The 12,843-nt window shown below is 63.8% G+C and carries 15 protein-coding genes; 5 read left to right on the forward strand and 10 right to left on the reverse strand.

The features are described 5' to 3' along the window. Positions 1–169: 169 nt before the first annotated feature. Together B3M53_RS02205 and B3M53_RS02210 are read right to left on the reverse strand one after the other, a co-directional pair. Entirely contained in the window at positions 170–1,153 is a 984-nt protein-coding gene (locus B3M53_RS02205) for an NUDIX hydrolase (protein ID WP_022701718.1), read from the reverse strand. Beyond that, positions 1,150–1,725 carry a YfbR-like 5'-deoxynucleotidase gene (locus B3M53_RS02210; protein WP_040705033.1) on the reverse strand — a complete coding sequence of 192 codons (576 nt, stop codon included), beginning with the start codon at positions 1,723–1,725 and terminating at the stop codon, positions 1,150–1,152. Before B3M53_RS02210 ends, B3M53_RS02205 begins: the two co-directional genes overlap by 4 nt. Before the next feature lie 177 nt (positions 1,726–1,902). On the opposite strand from B3M53_RS02210, the gene B3M53_RS02215 reads away from it, so the two are divergent. The 3 genes from B3M53_RS02215 (at position 1,903) to B3M53_RS02225 (ending at position 4,581) form a co-directional block, all read left to right on the forward strand. Next, positions 1,903–2,736: a universal stress protein gene (locus B3M53_RS02215; RefSeq protein WP_028284765.1), complete on the forward strand. Its 834-nt coding sequence runs from the start codon at positions 1,903–1,905 to the stop codon at positions 2,734–2,736. Between the two features lie 33 nt (positions 2,737–2,769). After that, the gene (locus tag B3M53_RS02220) at positions 2,770–3,150 is read left to right on the forward strand and encodes a hypothetical protein (protein WP_273020657.1); all 381 of its coding nucleotides are present in this window, start codon (positions 2,770–2,772) and stop codon (positions 3,148–3,150) included. A 219-nt stretch (positions 3,151–3,369) separates the two neighbouring features. Next, positions 3,370–4,581: an ammonium transporter gene (locus tag B3M53_RS02225; protein ID WP_022701722.1), complete on the forward strand. Its 1,212-nt coding sequence runs from the start codon at positions 3,370–3,372 to the stop codon at positions 4,579–4,581. A 101-nt stretch (positions 4,582–4,682) separates the two neighbouring features. Here the strand turns inward: B3M53_RS02225 and B3M53_RS02230 are convergent, their stop codons facing one another. From B3M53_RS02230 to B3M53_RS02245, 4 genes are all read right to left on the reverse strand, one after another. After that, entirely contained in the window at positions 4,683–5,744 is a 1,062-nt protein-coding gene (locus B3M53_RS02230) for a hypothetical protein (protein ID WP_273020659.1), read from the reverse strand. Between the two features lies 1 nt (position 5,745). Continuing rightward, a complete protein-coding gene (locus tag B3M53_RS02235) occupies positions 5,746–6,891 on the reverse strand; it encodes a beta-ketoacyl-ACP synthase III (protein ID WP_160092080.1) in 1,146 nt (381 codons plus the stop codon). Positions 6,892–6,983: 92 nt separating this feature from the next. Then, positions 6,984–7,550, reverse strand: a complete 567-nt coding sequence (locus B3M53_RS02240) for a DNA-3-methyladenine glycosylase I (RefSeq protein ID WP_273020662.1) — start codon at positions 7,548–7,550, stop codon at positions 6,984–6,986. Positions 7,551–7,585: 35 nt separating this feature from the next. Continuing rightward, on the reverse strand, positions 7,586–8,416 hold the full coding sequence (locus tag B3M53_RS02245; protein WP_273020664.1) for a YgfZ/GcvT domain-containing protein: 831 nt from the start codon (positions 8,414–8,416) through the stop codon (positions 7,586–7,588). Positions 8,417–8,505: 89 nt separating this feature from the next. Here B3M53_RS02245 and B3M53_RS02250 point away from each other — a divergent pair, with 89 nt between their 5' ends. Continuing rightward, a complete protein-coding gene (locus tag B3M53_RS02250) occupies positions 8,506–9,468 on the forward strand; it encodes a glycosyltransferase family 9 protein (RefSeq protein ID WP_273020666.1) in 963 nt (320 codons plus the stop codon). A gap of 6 nt (positions 9,469–9,474) precedes the next feature. Here B3M53_RS02250 and B3M53_RS02255 read toward each other — a convergent pair whose 3' ends face one another. Together B3M53_RS02255 and B3M53_RS02260 are read right to left on the reverse strand one after the other, a co-directional pair. Next, positions 9,475–9,867 (reverse strand): TIGR02301 family protein, encoded by a 393-nt coding sequence (locus B3M53_RS02255; protein WP_022701728.1) that lies wholly within the window; start codon positions 9,865–9,867, stop codon positions 9,475–9,477. 31 nt (positions 9,868–9,898) lie between these two features. Continuing rightward, positions 9,899–10,306 (reverse strand): NUDIX hydrolase, encoded by a 408-nt coding sequence (locus B3M53_RS02260; protein WP_022701729.1) that lies wholly within the window; start codon positions 10,304–10,306, stop codon positions 9,899–9,901. 36 nt (positions 10,307–10,342) lie between these two features. Here B3M53_RS02260 and B3M53_RS02265 point away from each other — a divergent pair, with 36 nt between their 5' ends. Continuing rightward, a complete protein-coding gene (locus tag B3M53_RS02265; RefSeq protein ID WP_273020668.1) occupies positions 10,343–11,005 on the forward strand; it encodes an SOS response-associated peptidase in 663 nt (220 codons plus the stop codon). Here the strand turns inward: B3M53_RS02265 and B3M53_RS02270 are convergent. Beyond that, a complete protein-coding gene (locus tag B3M53_RS02270) occupies positions 11,002–12,036 on the reverse strand; it encodes a patatin-like phospholipase family protein (protein WP_028284768.1) in 1,035 nt (344 codons plus the stop codon). The two genes, B3M53_RS02265 and B3M53_RS02270, sit on opposite strands and share 4 nt — an antisense overlap. 2 nt (positions 12,037–12,038) lie before the next feature. Further along, positions 12,039–12,839 carry a 3-hydroxybutyrate dehydrogenase gene (locus B3M53_RS02275; protein ID WP_160092073.1) on the reverse strand — a complete coding sequence of 267 codons (801 nt, stop codon included), beginning with the start codon at positions 12,837–12,839 and terminating at the stop codon, positions 12,039–12,041. Positions 12,840–12,843 lie beyond the last annotated feature (4 nt).

A 12,843-nucleotide genomic window follows, 5' to 3' on the forward strand; every position in this document is an offset into this window, starting at 1 on the left:
ATGAGCATTTCAGGGGCCTTAAACGACGGCGATCACTCATGAGTGTCGCCGACCTTTTGCTCTCTATGAGCCTAAGTGGGGACTTATATACGCCGATGAAAGGGGGGAGCAAGTTGAAACTTCTCTGACAGGGCCGCTGATCACCGTATGGTGAACGCCCGGATAAGGCTCAGCTCTCTTTCGCCCGCGGAATGCTCAGGCCCAGAGCCGTGCCCGCAGTCATGTTTTCACGGGCATAGCGGTACAGTTCTGCAGGACGCCCCCCGGTCTGACTTTCCACCCGGCCCGTGCCGGCGACAAACCCCGCACGATCCAGCGCGCGGCGAAAATTCTGTTTGTGCAATGGAAATCCAGAGATGGATTCCACCACGCGCTGCAGATCGGACAGGGTGAAGCTGTCGCCCATCAGCTCGAACACCACGGGGCGATATTTGATCTTGCCGCGCAGGCGGCTCAGCGCGGTGGCGAGGATGCGGCGATGATCTGACGCCATGGCGACGCCCATGCCGTCAGGCGCGGTGTTCGCTTCCCCGCGGTCGCGCCCGGCTTCGGCGACCAGCCCCGCCTCATACAAAAGCTCGTAGCGATCGAGCGCGCGTTCCTCGTTCCACAGTGCGCCATCAAGGCCGAAGGTGACCCGCACCCGGTCAAACCGCGCGGCGCGGCGGCCCGGCGCGGCGGCTTCGTCACACCAGGACCGCAGCGCGGGCTCGATCACTTTCGTCAGAATGGGCGGGCGACCACAGCGATGGTCTTCCCAGGGGAAAAACCGTGTCCAGCTGTCCCAATGCGCATCGGTGTTGTTTAGCGGGCGGGCGTCCGGCGTGAGTCCCAGATAGCCCACGGACAGCACGCGCGCGTCCTGCGCCCCGGCCAGCGCCGCCAGCGGCGCCTCGCGGCCGCGATCTCCGAACGTATAGAGCTGTTCCACATAGCCGAGCTCAAACCCGGTCTGGCCGCGCACCCATTCGCGCAGGCCAATCTCGAAGGTGCGGTGGGCGCTGGGATCAAACGGGCCAAAAGGCAAAGCGGGCTCGCCGCCTTCCAGGCTTTCTGTGACCAGCACTTTCAGCTCACCTTCTGAGGCGGCGAAAATCACCGCGTTCAGGCCCACCACCAGCGGCTGGATCACGGTGTTGAGGTCGGGTTTCATCGCCCCAGCTCCTGCTCGGTTGCGGCGTGCAACTCGCTAAAGCGCTCAAGGAACAGGATTTGCGCCTGTTTCACCGGCAGCGGATCAATCTCGATTTTGGAGCCGGCGGGCGGGCGGCCAAACAGCTTGCGGCCTTCTTCCACGGAGAAGCCGGCGATCTGGACCGCCTCGTGATAGGCGCAGATCCGGTCCGCGCGCTTGATCGTGGTCTTGATGGGTTTGGGCAGTTCAGGGGGCAGGCCGTAACGCATGTGGATCGCCCCTTCCAGCCTGGCTTCAAACGCTTTGTAGTCATAGCCCAAAGCGGCCTTGAAGGGCGAGATCATATCGCCGATCACGTATTCCGCCGCGTCATGCAGCAGGGCGGCGAGGCGCCATTTCGCCGGCCAGCCCGGCTCCAGCACGCCGCACAAATGCTCCACGACGACCGAGTGCTCAGCGACCGAGAACGCATGATCGCCCATGGTCTGACCGTTCCAGCGCGCCACACGAGCGAGGCCCTGGGCGATGTCGTCGATCTCCACATCAAAGGGCGAGGGGTCAAGCAAGTCCAAGCGACGCCCTGACAACATGCGCTGCCAGGCCCTGACGGGCTTGTCGGCTGCGGGTTTGCCGCTCGAGTGTCCTGACCGCGCCACTTTGTCCCGCTCCATACCGCTTGCAACTGGTTTCCGTCCTAGCGTGAAACAGCGTAAGTTCAAGCTAAGCTGCTGAACACGGGCGGCGTCATGACGATGTGGGAGGATTTTATGAAGCCCGAACGTATTCTGGTCGCCCTTCAAGGCTCGGACAGCGACGCGACTTCGCTGAAGGCCGCTTGCGAGCTTGCGCCTTTGTTCGACGCCGATATTCGCGGCCTGTTCGTCGAGCCTGATCCCGCCGCTTACATGCTGTGGACCGGGCCGGGCGCTGCGGGCGCCTCTGTGGTGTCCTCCGCAATCGACACCGTGCGCGAGGAGGCCGCCAAGGCGTCTGTGGAAGCGCAACGCCAGTTTGATGAAGCGATCAGCGCCCACGAACTGAAGGACGCCAGCTACAAGCGCATTATCGACAGCCCGTCCGAAGCGGCCGAACAGGCGCGTCTGGTGCGATTGCTGGTGACCTGTCCGCGCGCTGCCGCGGGAAAGGGCTCGTTGGCGGACTTCACCGCTGCGTGCCTGGTCGAGGAAGGCTGCCCGATCTACGTGCCGCGCGGCGGGGCGATCCCGCCCAAATCCATTTGCATCGCCTGGGACGGTTCCAAGGAAGCGGCGCGCGCTGCCTTCGCGGCGGCGCCCCTGTTCAAAGAGGGGATGGAGGTGACCATCCTGCATAGCGCGCGGAATCTTGACTATCATGACCGAGCCGCATCCGCGCCCAATCGTCTGTCACACTGGCTCACGGCGCGCGGCGTAGAAGCTGAGTCGCGAGAGATTGACGGCAAGAGCGGTCTGGGCGACGGCTTGCTGGACGCGGCGGCCAATGCCGACTTGCTGGTGGCGGGCGCCTATGGGCATTCGCGGATCGCGCAATTCATGTTTGGCGGCGTCACCCGGCAATTGCTGACGGCGGAGGACGGACCGTCCCTGCTGATGGCGCACTGACCTTCTCAGAAAAAGACGAAACTGGAGACTTTGATGGCTTTAACCCGTCTGACCCTGCGGCTGAGCCGCAACCCGGAAGCCGGATTTCCCGAAGGCGATGATTCACAAGGCTATGTGATCACTGCGCCGCTGGACAAGGACGGCAAGCTCGACGCCGATCTGTGGCGCGCTCATAAGAAAGCCTGCACCGTGATCCGCTTTTCTCCCGACGATTCGGAGAAAGCGGACGGCTGGCTGACTCATCGTGGCGCGAACTGGTTTTTCCATTATGATGAGGATCATGAAGGCCCGGACGAGCCCGTCTACAAGCTCGGCGACCACACGCTGCGGCTGGGCGATTATGTCACCATCCATGAAGCGGACGGCGACGATCTGGTGCACAAAATCACCGAAGCGACTCAAGTGAACGGCTAGTCCGATCACCACCCGCTGAGATGAAAACCCCGGCGCTGCAGACGCCGGGGTTTTTTTATGGCGCTTGGCGCAAAGTGCGCTGCTCGATATTGGGGCAAGGGCGCTCACGAATGCAGCGCTTGCATTCTGCTGCATCGCAAAATCACGCTCAGGCGCTGACAGTGGCGCGAGCTCCGGCGCAGGCTTTGTCCGTGCAATCGGGCGAAGAGGAGCGCGGGTATGGACCAGGTTGAGTTTTCAGGCGGCGATGTGGCGTGGATTCTCACCGCGTGCGCGCTGGTGCTGATGATGACCTTGCCAGGGCTGGCGCTGTTTTATGGCGGCATGGTGCGTCGTCAGAACGTGCTCTCCACCTTGATGCAGTCCTTGGGCGCAGCGATGGTGGTCTCACTCGTCTGGGTGATCGCAGGGTATTCCTTCGCGTTTTCGGGTGACGGCGCGCTGTTTGGCGGATTCGGCAAGGTTTTCCTGAACGGGCTGACGCTCGACAGCGAGGCGGCGGGCCTGCCTGAAGCGGTGTTCATCCTGTTTCAGATGACGTTCGCGATCATCACCGTGGCGATCATAGCCGGCGGCGCGGCGGAGCGTCTCAGCTTCAAGGCCTGGATGGTGTTCGCGCCGATCTGGCTGCTGGTGGTCTATGCGCCGATCGCGCATTGGGTCTGGGGCGAGGGATTTTTGTATGACGCAGGCGTGCTGGATTTCGCGGGAGGGGCCGTGGTCCACATCAACGCCGGTGTAGCGGGTCTGGTGCTGGCGCTTAAGCTGGGCCCGCGGCGCGGCTGGCCCAAAGAGGGTCAGCCGCCCCACAATCTGGTGCTGACGGTGATCGGCGCCGGTCTTCTCTGGGTGGGCTGGTTCGGCTTTAACGGCGGCTCCGCGCTGGGCGCCAACGCCCTGGCCGCCCATGCGGCTCTGGTGACGCAAATCGCCGCCGCGGCCGCCGCGCTGACCTGGGCGCTGATGGAATGGATCCTGCGCGGCAAACCGTCGGTTCTGGGCGCGGCTTCGGGCGCCATCGCAGGCCTGGTGGGCATCACGCCCGCGGCGGGCTTTGTCGAGCCCTATGCGGCTTTCCTGATCGGTGTGCTGACGGCGGGCGTAGCCTATTGGGGCGTGACCGGCCTGAAAAAGCTGGGCAAGTATGACGACAGCCTGGACGCCTTCGGCCTTCATGGCGTGGGCGGCCTGGCGGGCGCGATCCTGACCGGCGTCTTCGCCAGCTCCGCGATTGGCGGCACGCCCGGCGCGGTGGAAGGCAATGTCATGCTGGTCTTCACCCAGACCTGGGGCGCGCTGGCCGCAGCCGCCTGGTGCGGCGTCGCCACCTTCGCCATCCTGTGGCTGATGGAACGGGTGATGAAGCTGCGCGTTGAGGAAGAAGACGAGGTCACCGGCCTCGATGTGGCGCTGCACGGGGAGAGCGCCTGACACGAATTTCAGTCTCTGGATGCGTCAACGCTTCGGGACTGATCCGACTATCCTCCCTGACTGGTCCCGCTTCGGCCTTGCGCCAAAGCGGGACTTTTTTGTCAGATCATCAGAAGCGTGCGGACAAAGGCGGTCAGCGCCTTCACCGAAGTCGTCTCTTCATTGGAATGATAGTTATAGGTGGGCAGCTGCAAGGTGGCGCCGGCATAGACGCCCTGGCTGTTAGCCGTGATCTTGCCGAGCTCGGTCAGCCCCATGGATTTGAGCGGCAGCTCGCGTCGGGCGCGGGCGTCGTTTTCCCGCGTGATGAAACTGTCCTTGAAGATCATCGGCGCGCCGGCGCGGCTGGCGGCGTTTTCAAGCCGTGAGATCGTCGCGTCATGAAAGCTGGCGGTCGCGTCGCGGCGGCGCAGAATGATCGCGCCCGCCATGGCCGCGGCGCCGTCGTCAAACGGCGAGGTGTCGCACACGATCAGCTCTTTGGTCGGCGGCAGTCCGCCAGCGCTGGCCCAATCGAGGAAATGGGTGGCGGAGCGTCCGATTTCTTCCTCGGCGGTGACGATGATCGTGCCGTTCAGCCCGAATTCGGCGGCGATGCGCAGGGCGGCGAGGGAGACCGGATTATCAAGCTGTCCGGCGACGCAGCCTGACTTGTTCGGCGTCACGTCCCGCGCCAGCGCCACGGGCGTGCCGCCAGGCAGGGGCGGCAGGCCGGTGATGTCCATCACCAGCCGCTCCTGTTCATCCATATGCGCGCCTGTGATCACGCCATAGGCCAGACGCCCGCCAGTCTTGCGGTCATAGGCGAAGACGTCCTCGCCCGCATAGCGTTTGGAGACGATGTCCGTGAAGGTCTCACTGGCCTTGGCGCCATCGGCGTATTTGGTGTTTTTCACGGCGTGGGCGGCGTAGATCGCCGCGCCGTCCTCGGCGATCACAGCCCCGTGGCGGTCCGCATGCGCCAGATAGACCGGCCCGGGCTCGCCCAGCTTGATCACACACAGGTTCTGTGACCGTTCCACGGTGCAGCCCAGGGCGGTGAAATCACGCGCCAGATGGTCGAGAAACGGCGTTTCGTGCCCGACCACCGAAGGGAAGTCGAGATATTCATGGGTTTTCGCCAGGACGCGGGCGAACAGCGTGGTGTCGGCGGGAAGGTTCACTTCAAAGCCGCTCCACAAAGACCGTGCCGGCGGAATACCCGGCGCCGAACGAACAGATCACGCCTTTCTGGCCCGTCTCGAAATCGTCAGAATGCTTGTGGAAGGCGATGATGGAGCCCGCCGAGGAGGTGTTGGCGTATTCGTCCAGAATGGTGGGCGCGTCTTCGCCGCCCGCTTCGCGACCGAACACCTTCTTGGCGATCATCAGGTTCATATTGATGTTGGCCTGATGCAGCCAGACCCGGCGCATATCGTCCGCTTCCAGACCCAGCTCGCCCATATGGGTGCGGATCATGTCCGACACCATCGGCACGACTTCCTTGAAGACCTTGCGGCCTTCCTGAATGAACAGCTTGTCGTCCTTGGGCGCCAGCAGGTCTTCGCGCGCCGCGTCGCCCGTGGCGCGCTCGGTGCGGTTCAGGAAGCCGAAATTATTGCGGATATTGTTGGAGAATTTGGTCTTCAGCTTGGTGCCCAGAATGCGCCAGCCGCCATCGCCCAGATCTTCGCGCTCCAACAGAATCGCGGTCGCCACATCGCCGAAAATGAAATGGCTGTCGCGGTCGCACCAGTTCAGGTGCGCCGAGCAGATTTCAGGGTTCACCACCAGAATGGCGCGCGCATGGCCCGCTGCGATCTGGTCGGCGGCGGTCTGGATGCCGAAGGTCGCGGACGAACAGGCGACATTCATGTCAAAGCCGAAGCCGTCTTCAATGCCCAGCGCGTCCTGGATCTCCACAGCGACGGCGGGATAGCCGCGCTGCAGGTTGGAGGCGGCGACGATCACACCATCCACATCAGCGGCGGACTTGCCGGCGCGCTCCAGCGCGTTCTGGCACGCCTTGACGCCGATCTCGGCCAGGATGGAAATTTCGGTGTTGGCGCGGGCAGGGATGAAAGGCTTCATCCGGCGCGTATCCAGCACGCCCTCCTTGTCGATGACAAAGCGCGACTTGATGCCCGAGGCTTTTTCCACGAACCCTGCCGAAGACGGTGAGAGCGGTTCGGTCAGACCCGCCTCGATATCGGACGCATGCTCTTCATTGTATTGCGCGACGTAGGCGTTGAAGCTCTTCACCAGCTCCTCATTGGAGATGGAGTTGTCTGGCGTCCACAAGCCAGTGGAACGAATTACGGCCGCGGTCATGAAGTGCTCCGACGCAAGATTCTTAAATCAGAAGGTGCGCAACTTAGCCGCACGAAGCGCTGAGCGCCAACCGCTTCCACGCAGCCGTTACGCTATTTTGTAACTGGCGCGTGACGGTGACAGGTCACGAGATGGTCATTGACCATGCCGACGGCTTCCATGAAGGCGTAGACGATCACCGGGCCGCAAAACTTAAAGCCCCGCTTTTTCAGGTCTTTCGAGATTGTCTGACTCAGTTCTGTCTGGGTCGGAACCTCGGTCTGGGTTCTGAACCGGTTGATGTGCGGGGTCCCATCCATATAGCCCCACAGATAATCAGAAAAATCTTCACCCCGCTCCGCCATCTCCAGATAGGCCTGCGCATTGCCGATGGCGGCGTTGATTTTCGAGCGTGAACGGATGATGCCGGGATTACCGAGCAGGCGTTCCAGATCGGCGTCGTCATAGCGGGCGATACGTTCGGGATCGAAGCCATGAAACGCCTCACGCAAGGTGTCGCGCTTGCGCAGGATGGTGATCCAGGCGAGGCCGGCCTGAAAGCCGTCCAGGATGAGTTTTTCCCACAGCGCGCGCGAGTCCCACTCCGGCACGCCCCATTCGGTGTCGTGATAGTGCGTGTATAGCGGGTCGGTTCCGCACCATGGACAGCGTTCGGTCATGGATCGTCCTTCAGTCTCAGGGCCAGGGCGGTCTGTCAGAGCGTGTCGAGATCGTCGATCACGCGCGCCGGGGCGCCGCGCAGCGTAAGCGAGGCGCCTTCTGACAGGGCGTCCTTCAAGCGGTCCACCCGCAACCGGGCCAGGGCGCAATCTGACGCCGCCGAGCTGACAGCGCCGAGCGAGAGGTCACCTGCCAGGACGGGATCGCCGGGCTGGGCCGGGGTTGGCGTGGACAGACGCAGGGTGCGTTTGCGCACGCCGCCCTTGCGATGCATGCGGCTGGCGACTTCCTGGCCGACAAAGCAGCCCTTCTTGTAGTCAATGCCGCCCATCAAATCGTGGTTCACATCGGTGGAGAACACTTCGGCGGGGCCGAAATCGGCGCTCATTTCAGGCGCGCCCGCTTTGATGCGTGCGGCGTGATAGGCGTCCAGATCGCTGGCGGGGCCGCCCGCTGGCGCGATGGCGCGCCACCCGATCGCGGGGTTTCTGGGGTCGAGGCTGGCGGTGAGCGCCACAGTGCGCAGCTCCGCTTCGCCCTCACCAGAGGCGGCGATCACAGACAAATCCTCGCGCCGTTCAATCGCAGCGTCCGAGCGCAGACGGTAGAGCGTGAAGCGCTTGAGCAAGGTTTCCGCTTCACTGGCGGGCAGGTCAAAGAGCAATCCCCCCTCGCCATCGTCAAAAATAATCAGGTCGGCCAACACCTTGCCTTGCGGGGTCAGGAGCGCCGACAGCATCGCCTGATCGGGCGTCACGCCTTCGGGGCCATGGGTAAGCACACGCTGGAGAAAGCTGCGCGCGTCCTGTCCGGTGATGGACAGGACGGCGCGATGGGGCAGGGCGGTGAGATAGTCTTGGGTCATAAGCGCTAGATGGGGCTGAAGCGGGCCTGTAATCAAGAGGGCGCCAGAGACTGGCGCGAGCGGCCGTGTCGGGCTAAGTGCCAAGCGTCATGACGCGCATTCTTTTCATAACCTCCACCCGTATCGGCGACGCCATTCTCAATTCGGGCGTGCTGCAGCATCTGATCGACAAGCATGCCGATGCGCGCATCACGGTGGCTTGCGGACCACTGGCTGCGCCGCTGTTTCGTGCGACGCCTAAGGTGGAGCGGGTCATCGTGATGAAAAAGCAGAAGGGTGGCGGCCACTGGCTGTCGCTCTGGCGGCAAAGCGTCAGCCAGCGCTGGGATATGGTCGTGGACATGCGCGGCTCGCTGACCAGCTGGTTCCTGTGGGCGCGCAAGCGTTATGTCAAACGCCCCAACCCGAAAGCCGGCGTCCGTCACCGGGTTGAGGAAGCCGCTGACGTTCTGAGGCTGGACGCGGCGCCGGGCACACGGATATGGCTGGATGCGGCGGCTGAGGCCCGCGCCGATAGAGAACTTCCCGCAGATCGCGCCGTACTGGCGCTCTCGCCCGCCGCCTCAGCGGTCTTCAAGGAATGGCCGACCGAACGGTTCGCGCAACTGGCGCTGCGCCTGACCGCGCCGGACGGCGTGTTGCCGGGCGCGGCCATCGCGCTGTTTGGCGGTCCCGGCGATGAAGCGCGCGCGCAGGCGGTGGCCGAGGGCCTGGGCGAGCGGACCGTCATTGACCTGACGGGAAAGCTTGATCTGGTTGAGGCTGCGGCGTGCCTGAAACGCGCGGCGCTGTTTGTGGGCAATGACAGCGGGCTGATGCACATGGCGGCGGCGGCGGGAACGCCGACCCTGGGTCTGTTTGGCCCCACTGATGAGCGGCTTTATGCGCCATGGGGCGCGCGCGCCTGCATCGTGCGGGCGGGGGACCGTTTTGACGAAGCTGATCGGCGGAGCCTGGCGGACACCAGCACGCAATCGCTGATGGGCGCCTTGTCGGTGGAGGCGGCGGAACGCGCCGCGCTGGCGCTGTTGGCGGAAACCGCCGACGCCTGACAGGCCTTATTGCAGATAGGTGCGCCGCAATTGCTCAGCGAGCGTCTCGCCTTCGGCGGCCAGCGCCTGACGCACCATCTCCTCTTCCGCGCCGCAGCGGGGCGTGCGGCGCTCCTGGATGCGGAAGCCTTCATTGAAGCGATCCACCAGGCGTTGCCGGTAAGAGCCGCGCGTGGGCGCTTCATGCTCTAAAAGCTCGAGCATGGCTTCGCGCCAGCCTTGGGAGTCGCGTCCTTTGCAGGCGAAATCGAGATAGTGCATTTCACCCATTACGCGGGCGAGGGACTCCACCGGATAAGGGTCCACATAGCTCGGCGGCCTGCGAATCGTCTGGGCGTCCGCCACAGACGCCAGCAAGGCGCACACGCCAAGCACCAGGATAAGAGCTCTAATCACCATGCCCTTTTCCTGAACGCGGAACAGGGCGAATTCAAGGCTTTTGCCCGCGGTTGCGGGCGCTTTGCTGGATCGCGGTGCGCGTGATGTCCCATGAGACGTTCGCGCTGGCGCGTGCAAACGGGAAGAACGCCGCCTCCAGCGCGTCATCGCCGGCTCGGGGTTCGCCGGCGCGCCAGCGCGCGCTGTAATCCGCCATCACGTAATGGCCATGCTCGGTGATGGATTCAAAGATGTCGATCAGGCCTTCAATCTCGGCATGGATCCCGGTCTCTTCCTTCAGCTCGCGCAGGGCGGCTTCGTGCAGGGTTTCACCGAACTCCACCTTGCCGCCGGGAATGGACCAGCAGCCCTGATAGGGCGGATTGGCGCGCCGGATGAGCAGCACCTCGTTTTCGCGCCAGACCACAAGGCCGACGCTGATACGGGGCAGATCCTTCATGCTTGACCTCGCTGCATGCAGACGGGAGGAAAGGGTATGTGTGGTCGTTATGTCATGAGTTTGAGCCTGGTCCAGCTCGAAGCCCTGTTCGGAAAGCTGGATCGTTTGAATTATCCGCCCAGCTGGAATGCGGCGCCGACCCAGGCTTTGCCGATTATCCGCCTTGGACGGCAGGCTGATTTTCGTCTGACGGCTGTGCGCTGGGGGCTGGTGCCGCACTGGTCCAGAACCGGCCCTGACGGATCAAAACCGCTGATCAACGCCCGGTCTGAAACCGCCGCCGACAAGCCCAGCTTCCGCCAGGCCTTGCAACGTCGTCGGGCGCTGATCCCCGCGGACGGGTTTTATGAATGGTCGACAGAGGAGTCGGGGCGCAAACAGCCCTGGTACATCACCCGCACTGACGGCCAGCCCATGGTGATGGCGGGGGTGTGGGAGCGCTGGGGCGAGGGCGCTGACCGCGTGGACAGCTTCGCCATTCTCACCACGGCGGCCAGCGAGGACATCGCCCATATCCACCATCGCAGCCCGGTCTTCATCCCCGAGGGGCGGTTTGCCGACTGGCTGAACCCGGAGACGGACCCGCAGCCCTATCTCAAGGCGCCGCCAGAGGGTGCGCTGACCCTGCGCAAAGCCTCGGACCGGGTGAACGCCGTGCGTGAAAACGATTCAAGGCTGATCGTGTCCGACGAAGCCTAATCGCCCAGAAATTCCTTGCGGACGTCGACGCTTGAGTCATGGCCGACCTTATCAAAGCAGGTCTCCAGCCAGGTGTTCGCCGCCTCGCGGCCCCGGTCGCGCAGATCGGTGAGAAAGCCCCAGCTGGCGTCGTACTTGCTGGAGGCGGGAAACTGCGACAGCGCGTCATCTGCCCGGATCGAATGCAGGCGGATATCGCTCAGCCGGGCCTTGCGCGGATCCTTGAGCAAATCGTCCTTGATCAGGCGCTTGACGAAGGCGATCGCGCGTAGTTCCGCCAGCAGGCTGGCGTTGAAGGTAATCTCGTTGACCCGGTTGAGGATGTCTTCGGCTGTTTTCGGCGTGCCGGCGCGCTCCATGGGATTGATGTGCACGATCAGCACATCATGAGGCGCCTCGGCGTAAAACAGCGGCCAGAGCGCCGGGTTGCCGGTGAATCCGCCATCCCAGAACGGTTCGCCCTCAATCTCGACCGCCTGATGGATGAAGGGCAGGGTCGCCGAGGCGCGCACCGCGTCGCGCGTCACCGCTTCGCCGCTGAAGACCCGGCTGCGTCCGGACGTCACGCAAGTCGCGGCGATGAACAGCTGGATGTCCTGGCAGGCGTGCACGGCGTCAAAATCGATTTGCCGGTCCAGGATATGGCTCAGCGGATCATATCCGAACGGGTTGGTGTCATAGGGGCTGGTCAGCCGGGTCAGGGCGTCCAGCCAGGGCGCGAACTTGAACAGGCCCGGCGCGCGCATGAAGCCGCCGCCCGCCCGGGACACCGCTCGCCAGAAGTCATCCAGCGCTTCACGCGCGCCCTCCGGCCCGCCGCGCATCTGACCCATGGCCAAGGCGCAGGCGTTCATGGCGCCGGCGCTGGTGGCGCTGATGGCTTTGGTGGACAGGCGCCCGTCTTCGAGCAGGGCGTCCAGAACGCCCCAGGTGAAAGCGCCGTGCGCGCCGCCGCCCTGTAGAGCCAGCGAGACCGGCCGGGGCGAAGCTGACCGCTTGCGGGTCGACGGAGAGGAAGCCGACCCTGTCATCGCTATTTCGCCGTCCATCCGCCATCAATCGTGATGGCGTTGCCGTTCACATTCGCCCCGTCATCACTGACCAGGTAGAGAAGCGCGCCCACCAGCTCTGAATAGGTGACGAATTTCTTGGTGGGTTGGGCGGACAGCATGACATCGCGCACCACCTCGTCTTCGGAAATGCCGCGCGCCTTGGCGGTGTCCGCGATCTGGTTCTCAACGAGCGGCGTTTTCACATAGCCCGGATTGATGCAGTTCACCGTGACGCCGTCTTCAGCGGTTTCCAGCGCCACGGTCTTGGTCAGTCCCATCAGACCGTGCTTGGCCGACACATAGGCCGCCTTGAACGGGCTGGCGCGCAAGGCGTGGGCGGAGGCGATGTTGACGATCCGGCCCCGTCCCTGTTCGCGCATGATCGGCACGGCGTGCTTCATCGTGTGAAAGGCGCTGGTCAGGTTGATGCCGATGATGGCGTCCCACTTGTCGGCGGGGAAGTCCTCGATCGGCGCCACGTGCTGGATGCCCGCGCAATTGACCAGAATGTCCAGACGGCCCAGTTCGCGGGCGGTGAAGGCGATCAGGTCTGCGATCTCATCGGCCTTGAGCATGTTGGCGCCATGATAGCGCACTTTGACGCCATGGGTTTCGGCGATGCGTTGGCGCTCTTTCTCAATGACGTCCGGATCGCCCAGACCATTGAGCACGATGTCGGCGCCGTTCGCGGCCAACCCTTCGGCCATGTGCAGGCCAATGCCGGATGTGGAGCCGGTGATGACGGCGACATGACCGGACAGGTCCACGCGGATCGAGCTCATGCAG

It is taken from the genome of Oceanicaulis sp. UBA2681 (assembly GCF_002354675.1).
Classification (GTDB): domain Bacteria; phylum Pseudomonadota; class Alphaproteobacteria; order Caulobacterales; family Maricaulaceae; genus Oceanicaulis; species Oceanicaulis alexandrii.